Source organism: Streptomyces sp. NPDC015127 (genome assembly GCF_043080095.1).
Lineage (GTDB): Bacteria > Actinomycetota > Actinomycetes > Streptomycetales > Streptomycetaceae > Streptomyces.
In genome coordinates this window covers 1-19,310 of record NZ_JBIBVE010000020.1, presented here as the reverse complement: position 1 = coordinate 19,310, position 19,310 = coordinate 1, and the positions used below count along the sequence as shown (strand labels likewise).

Sequence of the window (19,310 nt, the reverse complement as noted above, 5' to 3'; positions counted from 1 at the left end):
CTTCGAGTTGTCTGTGTGACAGTAGTAGGCTCACGCCGTTTGTTGACGGAACACCCGCCGAGCCGGGCCGGGTTGAGCAGGGGGAGGCCATGCGCTTTCGCGGGAAGTCCATCCGCCGGAAGATCGTGGCGCTGCTGCTCGTGCCGTTGCTGTCCCTCACGGCGCTGTGGGTGTTCGCCACCGCCCTGACGGGCCGGGACGCCGCCCAGCTCCTGGACGCCAGCTCCGTCGCCGAAGAGGTCGGACCCCCTGTCGAGAACACCGTCGACGTCCTCCAGAGGGAACGCCGCCAGACCCTCGTCTACCTGGCCGACCGCCGCGCCTCCGACGCGCAGCCGGCCCTGCGCACCCGGCGCGACGAGACGGACGCCGTCATCGCCGCGCTCCGCGACAAGGCCCGGGCACAGTCCGTGCGCGACGACATGACGCCCTCGGCCGCACAGCAGCTCACCTCGCTCCTCGACGCGCTCGACGGCCTCGGCGCGCTGCGCCGGTCCGTGGACGGCAACACGATCACCCGGGTCCAGGCCCTCGAGTTCTTCAACCGGCTCGTCGACCCGTCCTACAACTTCCTGCTGACCCTGCACGGCCTCAACGACGCCGAGCTCGAACGGCAGGGGACCGGCCTGGTCGGGCTGCTCCGTGCCCGCGAGATGCTCGCCCGCGAGGACGCCCTGGTCGCCTCCACGCTCACCACCCGCAAGGTCACCGGCGAGGAGATACGCACCCTCACCGACCTCGTGGCCCAGCGCAACCTGTACTACGAGCTCAACCGGGCGAGCCTGCCCGCCAAGGACCGCGAGATCCACGAGGAGTACTGGCGCAGCCCCGAGACCGTGCCGCTGCGCGAGGCCGAGGAACGCCTCATCACCGAGGGCCCGGTGGACCGGCTCGCCGCCGCCGAGGTCGACCGCTGGGAAGAGGCCGCGACCCCCGTCCTCGACGACCTCGCCCGCGAGAGCAAGGAGGCCGGCGACCGCCACGAGGACCGCATCGAACCCGCCGCGTACAGCGTCTTCGTACGGGCCGGAGTCGCCGGGGTGCTCGGCTTCTTCGCCGTCCTCGTCTCCGTGATCGTCTCGGTCCGTATCGGCCGCGGCCTGGTCCGCGACCTGACCCGGCTGCGCAAGGAGGCCCACGAGGTCTCCGGCGTGCGCCTGCCCAGCGTGATGCGCCGCCTCGCCGCCGGGGAGCACGTCGACGTCGAGACCGAGGCCCCGCGCCTGGAGTACGACAAGGACGAGATCGGGCAGGCGGGGCAGGCGCTCAACACCCTCCAGCGCGCCGCCGTCGAGGCCGCCGTGCGCCAGGCCGACATGCGGCGCGGCGTCTCCGAGGTCTTCGTCAACCTCGCCCGCCGCAACCAGGTCCTGCTGCACCGGCAGCTCACCCTCCTCGACGCGATGGAGCGGCGCACGGAGGACACCGAGGAGCTCGCCGACCTCTTCCGCCTCGACCACCTGACCACCCGTATGCGCCGCCACGCCGAAGGCCTGGTGATCCTTTCCGGCGCGGCGCCCTCCCGCCAGTGGCGCAAGCCCATCCAGCTGATGGACGTCGTCCGGGCGGCGGTCGCCGAGGTCGAGGACTACGAGCGCATCGAGGTGCGACGGCTGCCGCGCATCGGCGTCGGCGGTCCCGCGGTCGCCGACCTGACCCACCTGATCGCCGAACTGCTGGAGAACGCCACGGTGTTCTCGCCCCCGCACACGGGTGTGCAGGTCCACGGCGAGCGCGTGGCCAACGGATTCACCCTGGAGATCCACGACCGCGGTCTCGGCATGGCGCCCGACGCGCTCCTCGACGCGAACCTCCGCCTCGCAGAGACGCCCGAGTTCGAGCTGTCCGACACCGACCGGCTCGGCCTGTTCGTCGTCAGCCGCCTCGCCCAGCGCCAGAACGTGCGGGTCTCGCTCCAGCAGTCGCCGTACGGCGGCACCACGGCCGTCGTGTTCATCCCCGCCGCGCTGCTCACCGAGGCGCCGGAGACACAGGGGACGGGGTTCCGGCTCGACCGCAAGTCCGAGAGCGCGGCCGGACGGCGCGACCACGGCAGGCTCGCCCTGTCGAAGGTCCCCTCCGGGCTCAACGGCTCCGCCCTGCTCGACGGGCCCGTGGAACTGGAGGCGCCCGTCGGCGCCCTGGGGCCGGACGACCGCGCCGGCGACCGGCCCGGCACCGCAGGCCGCGCGGGCATCGTCGACGCCGCTCTCGCCGACCTGGAGGACACCGAGAGCGAGCGCGGCGGCATCTTCCGCCCCCGTTCCCACAACCGCCGCGAAGGTGCCGGCAGGGACCAGCACCGGCAGGGATTCGTACCGGGACAGGAGCCGCCGGCCGGACCGGTGCCGCTGCCCCAGCGCAGGCGGCCCCCGACGCTGGTGGCCGACCACGGCCGCCGCGTCGACGAGCGCGGCGCCGCCGGACGGCACCATCCCGCTCCGGACGCCGGACACCATGCCGCCTCCGACGCCGGTCGGCACCGCGCCGCCTCCGACGCGGGGCGCGGCGGCGACGTCCCGGCGCCCTTCGGCCGGCCCTCGCCGCTTCCCGGCGGCGCCAGTGCACCCTCCCCGCCGATCCCGCTCGTTCCGGACCGCCGCGACCGGCCCGGCCAGGGACGTGACCCCGTGTCCCCGGCCCCGGACCTGCCGTACCCGCCGGACGTGCCTCGCGACCCGGCCCCAGGCCACCAGGAGCCGCCCGCCGCACCACTGCTCGACGGACTGCCGCGGCGGGTCCGGCAGGCGAGCCTGGCCCCGCAGTTGAGGGACGCGGCCGCGTCGGCCGCGCAGCCGCCGACGGCTCCCGCCGCGGGGCGGGAGTACGAGCGGGACGCGGAGGAAGTCCGCAACCGCATGGCGTCCATGCAGCGCGGCTGGCAGCGCGGCCGCCGCCGCAACGCCGAGGAAGCCGCGGCCGAACGCGGCACGGACCAGGCCACCGGCCGGGGCCCGGACGCACCAGGAACGACATCGGAGGGGGACGGTCGATGACCGCACCGCACGCCGCAGCATCCAGCGCCACCGGCGCACCGTTCGCCGCCGGGAGCTCCGGCGAGCTCAACTGGCTCCTCGACGAGCTGGTCGACCGCGTCGCCAGCATCAGCAAAGCGCTCGTGCTCTCCAGCGACGGCCTCGCCACCGGCACCTCCAAGGACCTGACCCGCGAGGACAGCGAGCACCTGGCCGCCGTGGCCTCGGGTTTCCACAGCCTCGCCAAGGGCGTCGGCCGCCACTTCGACGTCGGCCAGGTCCGGCAGACGGTGGTGGAGCTCGACGAGGCGTTCCTCTTCGTCACCGCGGCGGGCGACGGCAGCTGCCTTGCCGTGCTCGCCGACGCCGACTCCGACGTGGGCCAGGTCGCCTACGAGATGACGCTGATGGTCAAGCGGGTGGGTGTCCACCTCGCCACCGCGCCGCGGACCGGTCAGGCCGCCGGGGGGTGAGAGGCTGCCATGAGTGATTCACTCCGGAACAGCCGCACCTCGCACCACTGGATCGACGCGGACGCCGGTCCCGTGGTCCGTCCGTACGCCATGACGCGCGGCCGCACCGCGCACGACAGCCGCCACCGGCTCGATCTGATCGCGCTCGTCGTGCCCGATGCGTCCGCCGCCGACCCCGGTCACGACCAGACGCTGTCCCCGGAGCACGTCGAGATCGTCGAACGCTGCGGCGGCACACCCCAGTCGATCGCCGAGCTCGCCGCCGGACTGGACCTGCCCGTGGGCGTGGTGCGGGTCCTGGTCGGCGACCTCGTCGACGACGAACTCGTCCACGTAACCCGTCCCGTTCCCCCGGCCGAGCTGCCGGACGTGAGCATTCTGCGCGAGGTGATCAATGGCCTTCGGGCGCTCTAGCCGCCGAGAGGCACCGCCGGAGCCGGTGACTCTGAAGATCCTGGTGGCGGGCGGCTTCGGCGTCGGCAAGACCACCCTGGTCGGCGCCGTCAGCGAGATCAGACCCCTGCGCACCGAGGAGACGCTCAGCGAGGCGGGGCGGCCCGTCGACGACCTCTCCGGCGTGGAGGGCAAGACGACGACCACGGTCGCCATGGACTTCGGGCGGATCACCCTCCGCGACGACCTGGTGCTCTACCTCTTCGGCACTCCTGGACAGGACCGCTTCTGGTTCCTGTGGGACGAACTGGCGCAGGGGGCGCTCGGGGCGGTCGTCCTCGCCGACACCCGCCGCCTGGAGGACTGTTTCGCCGCCATCGACTACTTCGAGCGCCGGAACATTCCGTTCGCCGTCGCCGTCAACTGCTTCGAGGGGGCGAACCGGTATCCCGCGGAGACCGTACGGGCGGCCCTGGACCTCGACGCCGAAGTTCCGCTGCTGATCGGCGACGCGCGCGAACGCGAGTCGGTCAAGGAGATCCTGGTGGCCGTCGTGGAACACGCGTGGGCCCGCGCCGACCGGGCCCGCGAGCCCGCCACCACCTGACCGCACACCCACAGGACACGGCCCGTACCCCCACCGACAGGGGTACGGGCCGTGCGCCTGAAGGGCGTCCCGCGGGGGGCGCCGGCGCGGTGTGCCTGAAGCGTGCGTCCCGCTCGGTGAGCACTGCAGGGCGTCCGCGCGGGAGCCGCCGGCGCGGTCTCAGCTCCCGCCGGGCTCCTCCTCCCAGCCGAAGCTCTTCTCCACCGCCTTGCGCCAGTTGTGGTACTCGCGCTCGCGCACCTCGGCCTCCATCCGCGGCGACCACTCCACGTCGCGCCGCCAGTGGGCCTTCAGTTCGTCCAGGTCCGACCACACACCGGTCGCGAGGCCGGCCGCGTACGCGGCGCCCAGACAGGTCGTCTCGGAGACCTTCGGCCGGATCACGGGCACGGCCAGCACGTCCGCCTGGTGCTGCATCAGCAGGTTGTTGGCGGTCATTCCGCCGTCGACCTTCAGCGTGGTGATCCGCACGCCGGAGTCCTGGTACATCGCGTCGACGACCTCGCGCGTCTGCCAGCTCGTCGCCTCCAGCACGGCCCGCGCCAGGTGCGCCTTGGTGACGTACCGGGTGAGTCCCGTGATCACCCCGCGCGCGTCGGAGCGCCAATAGGGCGCGTAGAGGCCGGAGAAGGCGGGCACGATGTACGCGCCGCCGTTGTCGTCGACGCTCGCGGCCAATGTCTCGATCTCGCCTGCCGACCGGATGATCCCGAGCTGGTCGCGGAACCACTGCACCAGTGCCCCGGTGATCGCGATCGATCCCTCCAGGCAGTACACGGGGTTCTCGTCGCCGATCTTGTAGCCGAGCGTGGTGATCAGCCCGCTCTTCGAGGGCACGGGCCGGTTTCCGGTGTTGAGCAGCAGGAAACTGCCGGTGCCGTACGTGTTCTTGGCCGTACCGGTGTCGTAGCACGCCTGGCCGAAGACGGCGGCCTGCTGGTCGCCGAGCGCGGAGGCCACCGGGACGCCGGAGAGCTGGCCCACGGCGGTGCCGTACACCTCGGCGGACGACCTGATCTCCGGAAGGATCGCCTCCGGCACGTTCATCGCCGACAGGATGGCCGGATCCCAGCGCAGGGTCTCCAGGTCCATCAGCATGGTGCGCGAGGCGTTGGTGACGTCCGTGACGTGGACGCCGCCGTCGGTGCCGCCGGTGAGGTTCCAGATCAGCCAGGAGTCGATGGTGCCGAAGGCGATCTCGCCGCGCTCGGCGCGGGCGCGCAGCCCCGGCACGTTGTCCAGCAGCCACGCGGCCTTGGGCCCGGAGAAGTAGCTGGCGAGCGGCAGGCCGGTGGTGTCGCGGAAGCGGTCCTGGCCGTCCGCGCCGCCGAGTTCACGGCAGAGCGCCGCGGTGCGGGTGTCCTGCCAGACGATCGCGTTGTGCACCGGCTTGCCGGTGGCCCGGTCCCACAGGACCGTCGTCTCGCGCTGGTTGGTGATGCCCAGCGCGCTCAGCTGGCCGGCCCGCAGCCCCGCCTTCGCGAGGGCACCCGCCACCACCGCCTGCACCTTGGACCAGATCTCGGTCGCGTCGTGCTCGACCCAGCCGGGCCTGGGGAAGATCTGGCGGTGTTCGCGCTGGTCGACGGCGACGATCTCGCCGTCCTGGTTGAAGACGATGCAGCGGCTGGACGTGGTGCCCTGGTCGATAGCGGCGACGAACCTGTCGGTCATGACGTCCCCTTACGTCCCCTTGTCGAAGCGGCCCCGAGGCCGGGAGGCATGCGGCTAGAAGGCCGCGTTGAAGATCAGGCCCGCCAGCAGTCCGCCGACGAGGGGCCCGGCGACGGGCACCCACGAGTAACCCCAGTCGGACGTCCCCTTGTTGGGGATCGGCAGCAGGGCGTGGACGATGCGCGGACCGAGGTCGCGGGCCGGGTTGATGGCGTATCCGGTCGGTCCGCCGAGGGACAGGCCGATGCCGACGACCAGGAGGGACACCAGCAGGATGGAGATGCCGGATCCGTAGATTCCGGCGTCCTGGCCCGGTATCTGGCCCACTCCGATGCCGTCGTTCTTCCCGAAGGCGAGGATCGGCAGCACCAGTCCGACCGTGGCGATGATCTCCGTGACGACGTTGGCGGCCGGTTTGCGGATCTCCGGGCCGGTGGAGAAGATCCCCAGTGTCGGCTGTGCGGTCTTGATGTCGGCGTTCGCCTGGAACTGGGCGTAGTAGACGAGATAGGCGAGTACGGCGCCGATGATCGCGCCCACCATCTGCGACGCGATGTAGAGCGGCACCTTGCCCCAGTCCCCGGTGTCGACGGCGACGCCGACGGTCACGGCCGGGTTGAGGTGCCCGCCGGACAGGGGAGCCGCGGTGTAGGCGCCTGCCAGCACACCGAAGCCCCAGCCGAAGGCGATGACGACCCAGCCGGCTGCCCTTGCCTTGGAGTGGTGCAGTGTGACGGCGGCGCAGACACCCGCGCCGAAGAGGATGAGGATCGCGGTGCCGATGACCTCACCGAGGAATATGTCTCCGTTGCTCATGGCGGCTCCTTTGCCCTGGTCCCGGGGCCCGGCCCCGTTCCTCCGTGCAGGGTGCGTGCTCCATGGCGTGCCATGGCTGCGGACCCGGAGGCAGGGGAGATCCCCGGCCCGCCCGGCGTCCGTGACGAGCGTGGTGAGCGTGCCGAAGTGCGGCGATGCCGATGAGGAGGCAGTTTTCCCCTGCCGTGTTGGGGCGTCAAGGTCGCGGACAGCATGCGCAGTTCACGGCGGGCGCTGGACACGGCGGGCTGGAACGTCAAGAGCGGGACGGGTCTGGGGAGGCGGTAACGCCGGGAGCCGGACAGGCCGTGGCGGGCGGGAACGTCAAGAGCCGGACAGGCCCTGGGGACGGAAGCGTTCAGGAGCCGGACAGCCCCTGGGGGCGGGAACACGAAGAGCCGGACACCCCCCGGGCAGGCGGGGACGTCAGGAGCCGGCCGCCCTTAGCGCACGGCCACGACCGCCGAACCGTGCCCGAACAGCCCCTGGTTCGCCGTGATCCCGACACGGGCGCCCGGCACCTGCCGTGCTCCCGCCGTGCCGCGCAGCTGCCAGGTCAGCTCGCACACCTGGGCGATGGCCTGGGCGGGCACGGCCTCGCCGAAGGAGGCCAGCCCCCCGCTCGGGTTGACCGGCACCCGCCCGCCCGGGGACGTGACCCCGGCCCGCAGCAGCGCCGCGCCCCCGCCCTCCGCGCAGAGCCCGATGTCCTCGTACCACTGCAGTTCGAGGGCCGTGGACAGGTCGTACACCTCGGCAAGCGAGAGGTCCTCCGGACCGATCCCCGCCTCCTCGTACGCGGCTCGCGCGATCGACGCCCGGAAGGAGAGCGGGGGAGGGCACACCGCGACCGCCGAGTCCGTCGCGATGTCCGGCAGGTCGAGCGCAGCGCGCGGATAGACCGGGGTGACGGTGGAGACCGCGCGGACGCGCACCGGATCGACCACCCCGTGCCGGCGGGCGAAGTCCATGCTCGACAGCACCAGCGCCGCGCCCCCGTCCGAGGTCGCGCAGATGTCGAGCAGCCGCAGCGGATCGGCGACCACCGCGGAGGCGGCCACCTCCTCGGCCGTGACGGCCTTGCGGTAGCGGGCGTACGGATTGAGCGCGCCCGCGGCGGCGTTCTTCACCTTGACCAGCGCGAAGTCCTCCGGCGTGTCCCCGTGGACGGCCATACGGCGCCGGGCGTACAGACCGAAGTAGGCGGGGTTGGTCGCTCCCAGCACCCGGAAGCGCAGCCAGTCCGGGTCGTCGGGACGCTCGCCGCCCGCAGGCGCGAAGAATCCCTTCGGCGCCGACTCCGAGCCCACGACCAGCACCACGTCCGCCTGCCCGGCGAGGATCTGCGCGCGTGCCGCGGCGATCGCCTGCGCGCCCGAGGCGCAGGCCGCGTACACGCTGGTGACCTTCGCCCCCTGCCAGCCGAGGGCCTGCGCGAACGCCGAGCCCGCCACATGACCCGGGTAGCCGCCGCGCACGGTGGCCGCGCCGACCACCGACCGCACACGCCGCCACTCGACACCCGCGTCGGCGAGCGCCGCCCGCGCAGCGGCAATTCCGTACCGGACGAAGCCGTGTCCCCACTTGCCCCACGGGTGCATACCGGCACCGAGCACGGCCACGTCCCCGCTCACGACGCCGCCACAGGACACCAGTGCCAGGTGGCCGGGCCGGTGCCGTCGCCCTCGTCCAGCACGCCCGGCACGACCTCGACCTCCATCCCGACGGCGAGGTCGCGGGGGGTGATGCCGGGTGCCGCCCGGCCGAGGACGATCATCCGCTCGGCCGCGAGCTCCACGGCGACCAGGGTGTACGGCCGCCATGGGGCGTCCGGGTCGAAGACGTAGGGCGCCGGGGGCCGGTAGCGGCTGTCGGTGTACGACCACACCGTGCCCCGCTTGGACAGCGGCACCTCGACCGGCTCGCCGCCCTCGCAGGCCGGGTTGCGGCAGAACGCGTCCTCGCGGGGGAAGAAGACCGACGCACAGGCGGTGCACCGCGTGCCCAGCAGCCGGAAGTCCTCCTCACCGCCCTGGTCGGTGAACCATCGGGCCACCACGGGTGTGCGTGTCACGACCCCTCCCCGGCACAGAGAACTGACGGATCGTCAGAAGTGTGCCATGCCGGGCCGGGACCGTCAGCGGTTCTCGGCGAGCCACTTGGCGGCGATCTCCGCCAGCTCCCCGTCCCGGCCCGCCACCATCATCCGGATCATCTGCGCGTCACCGCGCAGCGACCAGGCCGGATGCCCGAACGTGGCCGGGTTGTTCTTCTCGATGAGGAAATGGGCCGGCCAGGCCGTCCCGTAACCGATCAGCGGGAGGGCGGCCGCGTACCGCAGCCGCCCCCGTGCCAGGCCGTACACACTGATCGCGAGCCCCGCCAGGGTGCCCGCCACATGCACCCATCGAGTAGCGGCCCGCGAGTGCATCGCCACGTAGTACGGCCAGAACTCCTCGTACGTATCGAACGTCTGCTGCGCCATGACCGCACCGTAACGGCCCGGCGCTCCCGCGTCAGCCCGCCCGGTGCCCCGCGACCGAGCGCCGCGCCACCGGGAAGTCGAAGTACGTGTCCGGGAACGGCTCCGGCTTGTACGTGAAGTGCCACCACTCCTCCGGCAGATTCACGAACCCCTGCGCGGCCAGAGTCCCCTTCAGCAACTGGCGGTTGGCGCGCTGGGCCGCGGTCGTCCGGGGATCGTCGGTGTGCGACAGCGTGTCGAAGCAGTCGTAACCGGTGCCCATGTCGACGGAGTTGTCCGGGAAGCGCTCGGACTGCGGCGCGTAGCACGCCGTCAGAGGCTCGCCCGGCTCATACGCCCGGGTCGGCTCGGCGGGCAGCTTCACGATCGTCAGGTCCACCGTGCTGCCCCGGCTGTGCCCGGACTTCTCCGCGATGTAACCGTCCGCGAACAGACGCGACTTGTCGACCCGCGGGTAGAACTCCTGCTTCATCGCCTCGTCGTCGAGGTCCTTCGCCCAGCGCACGAAGTGGTCGACCGCCCGCTGCGGCCGGTAGCAGTCGTACACCTTCAGCGAGTAGCCCTGCCGCAGCAGCTGGGACTGCGCCCGGGCCAGCGCCTCGGCGGCCGGCCTGGTCAGGATGCACAGCGGCCGGCGATACCCGTCGACGGGCACGCCGACGAAGTTGTGGTCCGTCGTGTAGCGCATCTCCTCGATGATCGTCGGCGCGACCGAGCGCAGCGACACGAACTCCCGCGGCGCCTTCGGTTCGGGAGTCGCCTGAGCGACGGGGGCGGCCGGTGCGACGGCGAGCAGCCCGGCGGCCGCCACGGTCAGAGCGCGGAAAGCGGAACCAAGTCGAGTCATGCGCACACCGTTTATCACTTCCCGCCGTGGCGGGAAAGAGTGATCGGATACAGTCCGCCCGTGTCCAAGGACTCCCACTGCGGCCACTGCGGAGCGCCGTACGGCTCTCCAGTCGGCTGGCCCCGCACCTGCCCCGCCTGCGGTGAGACCGCGTACCGCAACCCCCTGCCCGTCGCCGTCGCCCTGCTGCCCGCCTACGACGACCGGGGCACGGGACTCGTCGTCATCACCCGCACCATCGAACCCGCCCGCGGCGGCACCGCACTGCCCGGCGGCTTCATCGACCACAGCGAGGACTGGCGGCACGCGGTCGTGCGCGAACTCGCCGAGGAGACCGGCATCGAGGCGCCGCAGCACGAGGTGCGCCTCGCCGACGCACTCAGCTCGCCGGCCGGGCACCTGCTGCTCTTCGGACTGCTGCCCGCCCGCCCCTCGGCCGCGCTGCCACCGCCCCGGCCCACCGAGGAGACCGACGGCTGGCACCTGCTGCGCGGCCCCGCCGAGCTGGCCTTCCCCCTCCACACCGTCGCGGCCGCCAACTGGTTCAGGGGCTCGTACACACGGTGCTGAGCGGCGCCGCCGTCAGCCGAGACGTCAGTCGAGCCCCGTACCCGCACCGGCCCCGCCGTCAGTCGAGCGCGCGCACCCGCACCGGCCCCGCGTCAGCCGAGACCTCAGTCGAGCCCGCGCACCCGCACCGGCTCCTCGACCGCCACCCGACCCTCGTCCGTGACCCGCTCCACCACCACACGGCCGTCCACCAGACGCGTCGCGTACCGCTCGATCCGCGACAGCGCCCAGCCCTCACCGGTGTCGCGCACCACCAGACCACCGCCCTTGCGCCCGGCGGCGGGCGCCCACGCCTCCAGCTCCACCCGGCCGTCCCCGTCCTGCACCGCGAGCACCGTCCCCGCCCGCGCCAGCACGGGGATCCGGGACACCGGGGCGTCCACCAGCACCTGGGCCGGGCCCTCGTACGCACGGCCCGTCGCCGTGTCGTACCAGCGCCCCCGCGGCAGCCGCACCGCCCGCCGGTCCGCCCCGGGCTCCAGCACCGGCGCCACCAGCAGCGAGTCGCCCAGCAGGAACGCGTCCTCGCAGTCCCGCAGCACCCGGTCCTCGGGACAGCCCCACCACAGCGGCCGGGCGTACGGCGCACCGGTCAGCCGCGCCAGCTGCGCAAGACCGACCAGATACGGCCGCAGCCGCTCCCGCTCCCGCAGCACCGCCCTCGCATGCGCCAGCACCTCGGACCCGAACTCCCACGGCTCCGCGTCCCGCGTCCGCTCGCCCGTCGCCCCCGTGCGCAGCAACGGGAGATACGCGGCCAGTTGGAGCCGGCGCAGATACAGCTCCGCCGGCATGCCGGGAACGGGCCCCGCCTCCGCCCCCGCGAACGGCACCCCGCACACCCCGAGCCCCAGCACCATCGCCAGCGAGGCACGCAGTCCCGGCCACCCCTCCGGCACCGGCCCGGCCCACACACCGCCGTACCGCTGCACCCCGGTCCAGCCGGAGCCGGAGACGAGGAACGGCCGCTCCTCGGGACGCACCCGGCACAGGCCCTCGTACGCGGCGCGCGCCATCGCCAGCCCGCCCACGTTGTGTGCCTCCCGATGGTCCCCGCCACGCCCCTCCAGCACATGCCGGGCCGAACGCGGCAGAGCCATGGCGCCGAACAGCGACGCGGCCCACGGCCCGTCCGACTCGTGCCACATCCCCGAGAAGCCCTGGTCCACCAGCTCGCCGTACAGTTCCCCCCACCACATCCGGGTTCGCGGATCCGTGAAGTCCGGATGCACGCGGTCGCCCGGGGCCGCCACGCCACGGACCTCACCGCCGCGCGCGTCCCGCACGAACGCCCCCGCGCGCACCCCGGCCTCGTACACCTCGTCCCCCGGCCGCGCCGCGACGGTCGGACCGACGACACGGACCAGCCGCACCCCGTCCTCCCGCAGATCCTTCGCCAGCGCGGGCAGATCCGGGAACCGCGCCTCGTCCACGCCGAACGACCCCGCCGCATCCGCGGCCGGTCCGCCGCGGACAGGGCCGGTCCCGCGACGACCCGGCCCGCCCGGGTCCGCCGGACGCCCACCGCCCGCGCCGAGATGCACCGCCGACAAGGGCAGCCCCCGCTCCCGGTACGCGGCCACCAGGCGCCGCACCGCCTGCTCGTCGTCCGCCCCACCGCCCGCGTGCTGAAGCCCGAGCGCCCATGAAGGCGGCAGCGCGGGAGCACCCGTGAGCTGCGCGAAACCACTCATCACCCGCGCCGGAGTGCCCACCAGCACCCAGCTGCGCAGCGGCCCGCCGTCCATCCGCAGCTCGACGGCTCCCGGCCGGTCGTGCCCCGAGCCCGCACCCTCCTCACCCTCCCGCACCGTGACCCGCCCGCCCCACGACGTGTCGTGGAACGCCAGATGCGTCCCGGCATCGGCGACCACCATCTGCACGGGCATCGTGATGTGCGGAGCATCCCCCTCCGGCCCGGCGCCCCCGCCGGGACCGCGGTTCCACAGCGCGTACGTCCCCCCGTGCAGCCGCAGCCCCGAGCCACGGCCGCCCAGACCGAACACCCGCGCGTCGGCGCCGACCTCGCTGCGCTGCACCCAGCGCGCCGGACCGCCGCCCCCGGCCGGCTCCCACCAGCGCGGCGGCAGATCCCGGCGAAGGACCACGCCGCCCGGAGTACGGATCTCCACCGCGCCGTGCCGGGACACCTCGACGGTCACCCGCTCCGAGACCACCCGCCAGCCGCCGTCCTTGTCCGGTTCCAGACCGGCCCGCAGATCGGGCTCCGGAGGCGGCCCGGCCAGCCCGTACGACGGCAGCGGCTCCGCGCCGTCCCAGCCCCGGAACACCGCCCCGCCCGTCGCGACCACGATGCGCAGCTCGGAACGGGCGAACCGGACGACCCCGCCGCCCGGCAGCGGCTGCGCCACCACCGCCGCCCCCGGCACCCGGGCGCGCTCCGCACCCCTGGCCGGCAGTTCCCGCGCATCCGCCCGGCCCCGGCGCCACGCGGAGCGCGCCGCCCGCAGCCCCTGAACCGAGCCGACATTCCTCACCGAGCGCACCAGGTCACGACCGTCCATGCGGATCACCCTGCCACCCGCCCGAGGGATCAGAGACCGTGTTCAACTGCCGTTCACCCGTGGTGGGAGCACATATGCGCTCCGCCGACCATGGGCGGGGAGCCCTGGTGCGAAAGACGATCACATGGCATCGTCCCTGTCAGCCCGCGTCCGCGCACACCCCGCCCGCCCGCGGGCCGCGCAGACACCGCGCACCGACCGCGTAGAGAAAGCCCGGGAGCCGACCCATGACCTCAGCAGCGAAATCCGCCCCGCTCTGGCAGCCCGACGCCGACCGCATCGCGGCCGCCCGCGTCACCCACTTCCAGTCCTGGGCCGCCGAGCGCTACGGAGCACCGGCCGAGGGCGGCTACCCGGCGCTGCACCGCTGGTCCGTCGACGAGCTCGAGACGTTCTGGAGTGCCGTCGCCGACTGGTTCGACATCCGCTTCTCCACCCCGTACGAGCGCGTACTCGGCGACCGGTCGATGCCCGGCGCCCAGTGGTTCCCCGGCGCCACCCTCAACTACGCGGAACACGCCCTGCGCACCGCCGAAGACCCTGCCCGGGCACACGACCCCGCGCTGCTGCATGTGGACGAGACACATGAGCCCACGCCCATCAGCTGGACCGAGCTCCGCCGCCAGGTCGGCGCACTCGCCGCCGAACTGCGCGCCCTCGGCGTACGCCCCGGCGACCGCGTCAGCGGATACCTGCCCAACATCCCCCAGGCCGTCACCGCCCTGCTCGCCACCGCGGCAGTCGGCGCCGTATGGACCTCCTGCGCCCCCGACTTCGGCGCACGCAGCGTCCTCGACCGCTTCCAGCAGGTCGAACCGGTCGTCCTCTTCACCGTCGACGGCTACCGCTACGGCGGCAAGGAACACGACCGCACCGAGACCGTCGCCGAGCTCCGCCGCGCACTGCCCACCCTGCGCGCCGTCGTCCACATCCCCCTGCTCGGCACGGAGGCCCCGGACGGCGCCCTTGACTGGTCCGCCGTCACCGCCGGCGACGCCCACCCGGTCTTCGAGCAGGTCCCCTTCGACCACCCGCTGTGGGTCCTGTACTCCTCCGGCACCACCGGACTGCCCAAGGCCATCGTCCAGTCCCAGGGCGGCATCCTCCTCGAACACTTCAAGCAGCTCGGCCTCCACTGCGACCTCGGCCCCGGCGACCGGTTCTTCTGGTACACCTCCACCGGCTGGATGATGTGGAACTTCCTCGTCTCCGGCCTGCTCACCGGCACCACCGTCGTCCTCTACGACGGCAGCCCCGGCCATCCCACCACCGGCGCCCAGTGGAGCGTCGCCGAACGCACCGGCGCCACCCTCTTCGGCACCTCCGCCGCCTACGTCATGGCCTGCGCCAAAGCCGGCGTCCACCCCGCCCGCGACCACGACCTCTCCAAGGTCGCCTGCGTCGCCACCACGGGATCCCCCCTGCCGCCCGACGGCTTCCGCTGGCTCCACGACGAGCTGGCCGACGACGTCTGGATCGCCTCCGTCAGCGGCGGCACCGACGTCTGCAGCTGCTTCGCCGGCGCGGTCCCCACCCTCCCCGTCCACATCGGCGAACTCCAGGCCGCCTGCCTCGGCACGGACCTCCAGTCCTGGGACCCCCAGGGCAAGCCGCTCATCGGCGAGGTCGGCGAACTCGTCGTCACCAACCCCATGCCCTCCATGCCCATCCGGTTCTGGAACGACCCCGACGGCAGCCGCTACCGCGACAGCTACTTCGAGATGTACCCCGGCGTCTGGCGGCACGGGGACTGGATCACCATCAGCGAAACCGGCTCCGTCGTCATCCACGGCCGCTCCGACTCCACCCTGAACCGCCAGGGCGTACGGATGGGATCCGCCGACATCTACGAGGCGGTCGAACGCCTGCCGGAGATCCGCGAGTCCCTCGTCATCGGACTGGAGGAACCGGACGGCGGCTACTGGATGCCCCTGTTCGTCCACCTCGCCGAAGGCGCCGCACTCGACGACGCCCTCAGGGACCGCATCAAGCGCACCATCCGCGAAAACCTCTCGCCGCGCCACGTCCCCGACGACATCATCGAGGTCCCCGGCGTGCCCCACACCCTCACCGGCAAGCGCATCGAGGTCCCCGTCAAGCGCCTCCTCCAGGGCACGGCGCTGGAAAAGGCGGTCAACCCGGGATCGGTCGACAACCTCGAACTCCTGCGCTTCTACGAGGAACTGGCCCGCTCCCGCAGGTAGTCCCCCGCCCGGGCGCCGCCGACGGGCGGCGCCCGGGACGCCCGGCCGCCGTTGTCAGTGCCACCACCTACCGTGAGTGAGCAGTGACCAACAGCGCTCAGGGGGAAATCAGCATGGCGCACACCAGCAGGTCCAAGCGGCCCGGCACCCACGCATCGATGCGGCGCACCCTGCGCCGCGAAGTCCCCAGCACCGTCGGCATCCTCGCCGACGCCCGCGACTTCACCGCGATGCGCCGCTACCGCAGCTTCACCTTCGACGACCACACCACCTACCTCCGCCAGGCCGAGCACCTGCTGAAGACGCTCGCCACCCGGCAACTGCACACGACGATCGCCCTCTTCGACCCCGACGAATACGCGGAGTTCTGCACCGAGACCGGCCTCGACGCCGACACCGCGGAGGCCCGCAGCCGCTTCACCGCCGAGCTCGCCAGCCGCGGCCCCACCGTGCCCTACACCGGACAGCCCCTGGCCGAGCTGCTGCCCCGGCTCATCAACAAGGCCGTCCGCCAGGCCACCTGGCAGTACGCGACCCTGCTGCTCGCCGACCTCGGCGCCTGCGCCGACTGCGGCCAGGACATCGGACGCTCCGCGTTCGACCGGGCGTCCCGGATCCTCATGAGACTCCTCGAAGTCGCCGGACCCGGCACGCACCACCTCGTATGCAGCGTCCCCGGCCCCGACGAACAGCTCATCGCCGTGCTGCACGCCCAAGGGTCCGCCACGTCCTCCGCCGAGCTCGACGCCGACGAAGGCGCCGAATTCGTCACCGTCCTCGCGGCGGGAATCGCGCTCGAAACCACCGGCGGAGTCGTCCTGCGCACCAGCAGCCCCGGCAGCCCGGACCACCTCCACGGCTGGCGCCTCGACCACGGACGGCTGATCCCGCTCACCGCCGGAGAGGTCTTCAGCGCCTACTGCACCGACGCCGCCACCGGCGAGCCGCTGTCGCCCGAACCCGGCGTCGAATACTGCGCCGGCTTCCCCGTCACCACCGACGACCCGGACGCCCACCACTGACCGGCCGACGAACGGCGAAGGGGGCCTCCCGCCACCTGGCGGAAAGCCCCCTTCTCCAGACCCGGCCGACGACTACTCGCCGGACAGCACCGCCTGGGCGGCCAGTCGCGCCTCCTCGGCGGTGTCGGCAGCCCGGGCCGCCGCCGCGGCCCGCTCGCACTGAGCGAGCGTGTACTTCGCCAGCGTCGCCCGTACGTAAGGAATGGACGCGGCGCCCATCGACAGCGACGTGACACCCAGACCCGTCAGCACACACGCGAGCAGCGGATCGGAGGCCGCCTCACCGCACACACCACAGCTCTTCGCCTCGGCCTTCGCGGCCTCCGCGGCCAGCGCCACCAGATCCAGCAGCGCCGGCTGCCACGGGTCCTGCAGCCGCGAGACCGCACCCACCTGACGGTCGGCGGCGAACGTGTACTGGGCGAGGTCGTTGGTCCCCAGCGACAGGAACTCGACCTCCTGCAGGATCGCCCGCGCCCGCAGCGCGGCGGACGGGATCTCCACCATCGCCCCGAACTTCGCCTGCAGCCCCGCCTCCCGGCACGCATCCGCGAACGCCTTGGCGTCCGTACGGTCCGCCACCATCGGCGCCATGACCTCCAGGTACACGGGCAGACCCTGCGCCGCCTTCGACAGCGCGGACAGCTGCGTCCGCAGCACCTCCGGGTGGTCCAGCAGCGAGCGCAGCCCGCGCACACCCAGCGCCGGGTTCGGCTCGTCGGCGGGCGTCAGGAAGTCGAGCGGCTTGTCGGCACCCGCGTCGAGGACGCGCACCACGACCCGCCCCTCGGGGAACGCCTCGAGCACCTGGCGGTACGCCTGGACCTGCTTCTCCTCCGACGGCGCCTGCTTGCTGTCGTCGAGGAAGAGGAACTCGGTACGGAAAAGACCGACGCCCTCGGCACCGGCATCCACCGCCGCCGGCACGTCCGCGGGACCGCCCACGTTCGCCAGCAGCGGCACCTTGTGCCCGTCCGACGTGGCACCCGGACCGCTCGACGCCGCAAGAGCGGCCTTGCGCTCGGCGGCGGCCCGCTCCATCTCGGCCCGCTTCGCGGCGCTCGGCTCGACGAAGATCTCTCCCGTGCTGCCGTCCACCGCGATGAGCGTGCCCTCGGCCAGCTCACCGGCGCCCGGCAGAGCCACGACGGCGGGGACGCCCAGCGCCCGCGCCAGGATCGCGCTGTGACTCGTCGGCCCGCCCTCCTCGGTCACGAAACCGAGCACGAGCGCCGGGTCCAGCAGCGCGGTGTCCGCCGGCGCCAGGTCACGCGCGATCAGGACGTACGGCTCGTCACTGTCCGGCACACCCGGCATCGGCACCCCGAGCAGCCGGGCCACGATCCGGTTCCGTACGTCGTCCAGGTCCGCGACCCGCCCGGCCAGATACTCACCGGCACCCGCCAGCAGAGCACGGTAGGCGGCGAACGCGTCGTACACGGCACGCTCGGCCGTGCTGCCGACGGCGATCCGACGCTCCACGTCCGCCATCAGCTCGGGGTCCTGCGCCATCATGGCCTGCGCCTCGAGCACGGCCTGCGCCTCGCCGCCGGCGAGATTGCCCCGGGCGATCAGATCGGCGGCCACGGCCTCGACCGCCTTACGCGCCCGCCCCTGCTCCCGCCCGGCGTCCTCAGCCGGTATCTGCTTGGCCGGCGGCTCGAGAACCGCCGTGCCCATGTGCCGCACCTCGCCGATCGCCACCCCGTGGCTCACGCCGACGCCTCGCAGCGTTGTCTCCATGTCACCCGTCTCCGATTGAGCGGCGATCCGTGCCGCCGCGGTCGATGTCGAACTCGCCGTCACCGGCGTGCGGCGGTCACTGCCAGCCGAAGAGGCTGTCGCCGGACTTCACGTCGCCGTCCTCACGGACGTCGGAGAGGGAGTCGGGAGTGGCCTCGAGCGCCACGACCGGACAGATCGGCGACTTCCCGGCTGCCTCGACGGCCGCAGGGTCCCACCGGACCACAGCCTGTCCGCGCTGCACGGTGTCGCCCTTGCTGACAAGCAGTTCGAACCCTTCACCGTTGAGCTGCACGGTGTCGATGCCGAGGTGCGTCAGTACGCCGTGCCCCTCGTCGTCGACGACCACAAACGCGTGCGGGTGGAGCGAGACGACGATGCCCGCGACGGGGGAGACGGCCTCCGAAGCCCCGCGCTCGGGATCGATGGCAGTCCCAGGACCGACCATCGCGCCGGAGAACACGGGATCGGGCACGGCCGCGAGCCCGATGGCCCGTCCGGCGAGAGGGGACGTCACTGTGGTCATGGAGCCTCCCAGGGCGGGGATTTCCTGCTGCGCCGTCACGGCTTGTACCCGACGACGCACTGTTCTGCAGGGTATGTCATATGAAGTCCTAGTTCCGCATGACAGCTACCAGTTGACGGACCTAGGGGAGCACCACAAACGATTTGCCTCGTCTGCGGCCGACCTGTACTGTCGTACCCCTGCCTGGCCCCAACGCGACATCGAGTCGGGGGTCGGCAGCGCTATCAAGCCGAGATCCTAACTGGTCTAAACCACTGCTGTCCGCAGGGTGGTGGTCAGGGGGAGCGGGAAAGCCTGATAGTGTTGGAAACACCGAAGGGAAGCGCCCGGAGGAAAGCCCCAGAGAATGTTCTGCGGGTGAGTACAAAGGAAGCGTCCGTTCCTTGAGAACTCAACAGCGTGCCAAAAATCAACGCCAGATATGTTGATACCCCGTCTCCCTCGGGAGAT

Annotated in this window: 16 protein-coding genes; 7 read left to right on the top strand and 9 right to left on the bottom strand. The window is 72.6% G+C overall.

The features are described 5' to 3' along the window. Positions 1–89: 89 nt before the first annotated feature. From ACF08N_RS31625 to ACF08N_RS31610, 4 genes are read left to right on the top strand one after another with little or no spacing between them, the layout of a single operon-like run. Positions 90–2,996, top strand: a complete 2,907-nt coding sequence (locus tag ACF08N_RS31625) for a nitrate- and nitrite sensing domain-containing protein (RefSeq protein WP_392328148.1) — start codon at positions 90–92, stop codon at positions 2,994–2,996. Beyond that, positions 2,993–3,448, top strand: a complete 456-nt coding sequence (locus ACF08N_RS31620; protein ID WP_392328147.1) for a roadblock/LC7 domain-containing protein — start codon at positions 2,993–2,995, stop codon at positions 3,446–3,448. Before ACF08N_RS31625 ends, ACF08N_RS31620 begins: the two co-directional genes overlap by 4 nt. Positions 3,449–3,457: 9 nt before the next feature. Continuing rightward, complete coding sequence (locus ACF08N_RS31615; protein WP_392328146.1) at positions 3,458–3,862, top strand: DUF742 domain-containing protein; 405 nt, start codon at positions 3,458–3,460, stop codon at positions 3,860–3,862. Beyond that, positions 3,843–4,448, top strand: a complete 606-nt coding sequence (locus ACF08N_RS31610) for an ATP/GTP-binding protein (RefSeq protein WP_392328145.1) — start codon at positions 3,843–3,845, stop codon at positions 4,446–4,448. The genes ACF08N_RS31615 and ACF08N_RS31610 overlap by 20 nt, the downstream gene beginning before the upstream one ends. 159 nt (positions 4,449–4,607) lie before the next feature. Here the strand turns inward: ACF08N_RS31610 and glpK are convergent, their stop codons facing one another. From glpK to ACF08N_RS31580, 6 genes are all read right to left on the bottom strand, one after another. Next, the gene (gene glpK, locus ACF08N_RS31605; RefSeq protein ID WP_392328144.1) at positions 4,608–6,122 is read right to left on the bottom strand and encodes a glycerol kinase GlpK; all 1,515 of its coding nucleotides are present in this window, start codon (positions 6,120–6,122) and stop codon (positions 4,608–4,610) included. A gap of 54 nt (positions 6,123–6,176) precedes the next feature. After that, positions 6,177–6,938, bottom strand: a complete 762-nt coding sequence (locus ACF08N_RS31600) for an MIP/aquaporin family protein (RefSeq protein WP_392328143.1) — start codon at positions 6,936–6,938, stop codon at positions 6,177–6,179. A gap of 443 nt (positions 6,939–7,381) precedes the next feature. Further along, entirely contained in the window at positions 7,382–8,572 is a 1,191-nt protein-coding gene (locus ACF08N_RS31595; RefSeq protein ID WP_392328142.1) for a lipid-transfer protein, read from the bottom strand. Beyond that, the gene (locus tag ACF08N_RS31590) at positions 8,569–9,012 is read right to left on the bottom strand and encodes a Zn-ribbon domain-containing OB-fold protein (RefSeq protein ID WP_392328141.1); all 444 of its coding nucleotides are present in this window, start codon (positions 9,010–9,012) and stop codon (positions 8,569–8,571) included. Before ACF08N_RS31590 ends, ACF08N_RS31595 begins: the two co-directional genes overlap by 4 nt. 63 nt (positions 9,013–9,075) lie before the next feature. After that, complete coding sequence (locus tag ACF08N_RS31585) at positions 9,076–9,423, bottom strand: Mpo1-like protein (RefSeq protein WP_392328140.1); 348 nt, start codon at positions 9,421–9,423, stop codon at positions 9,076–9,078. A gap of 31 nt (positions 9,424–9,454) precedes the next feature. Continuing rightward, on the bottom strand, positions 9,455–10,270 hold the full coding sequence (locus ACF08N_RS31580; protein WP_392328139.1) for a M15 family metallopeptidase: 816 nt from the start codon (positions 10,268–10,270) through the stop codon (positions 9,455–9,457). 39 nt (positions 10,271–10,309) lie between these two features. Between ACF08N_RS31580 and ACF08N_RS31575 the strand changes: the two genes are divergently transcribed. Then, positions 10,310–10,840, top strand: a complete 531-nt coding sequence (locus tag ACF08N_RS31575; protein WP_392328138.1) for an NUDIX domain-containing protein — start codon at positions 10,310–10,312, stop codon at positions 10,838–10,840. 104 nt (positions 10,841–10,944) lie between these two features. Here ACF08N_RS31575 and ACF08N_RS31570 read toward each other — a convergent pair whose 3' ends face one another. Further along, the gene (locus tag ACF08N_RS31570) at positions 10,945–13,365 is read right to left on the bottom strand and encodes a glycoside hydrolase family 31 protein (RefSeq protein ID WP_392328137.1); all 2,421 of its coding nucleotides are present in this window, start codon (positions 13,363–13,365) and stop codon (positions 10,945–10,947) included. A gap of 227 nt (positions 13,366–13,592) precedes the next feature. Between ACF08N_RS31570 and ACF08N_RS31565 the strand changes: the two genes are divergently transcribed. Both ACF08N_RS31565 and ACF08N_RS31560 read left to right on the top strand, forming a co-directional pair. Beyond that, positions 13,593–15,569: an acetoacetate--CoA ligase gene (locus ACF08N_RS31565; RefSeq protein ID WP_392328136.1), complete on the top strand. Its 1,977-nt coding sequence runs from the start codon at positions 13,593–13,595 to the stop codon at positions 15,567–15,569. Between the two features lie 113 nt (positions 15,570–15,682). Continuing rightward, entirely contained in the window at positions 15,683–16,591 is a 909-nt protein-coding gene (locus ACF08N_RS31560) for a hypothetical protein (protein ID WP_392328135.1), read from the top strand. A 72-nt stretch (positions 16,592–16,663) separates the two neighbouring features. On the opposite strand, the gene ptsP is transcribed toward ACF08N_RS31560, so the two are convergent. Together ptsP and ACF08N_RS31550 are read right to left on the bottom strand one after the other, a co-directional pair. Next, positions 16,664–18,334: a phosphoenolpyruvate--protein phosphotransferase gene (gene ptsP / locus ACF08N_RS31555; protein WP_392328134.1), complete on the bottom strand. Its 1,671-nt coding sequence runs from the start codon at positions 18,332–18,334 to the stop codon at positions 16,664–16,666. A 76-nt stretch (positions 18,335–18,410) separates the two neighbouring features. Next, positions 18,411–18,860 carry a PTS glucose transporter subunit IIA gene (locus tag ACF08N_RS31550; RefSeq protein ID WP_392328133.1) on the bottom strand — a complete coding sequence of 150 codons (450 nt, stop codon included), beginning with the start codon at positions 18,858–18,860 and terminating at the stop codon, positions 18,411–18,413. Positions 18,861–19,310: the final 450 nt, after the last annotated feature.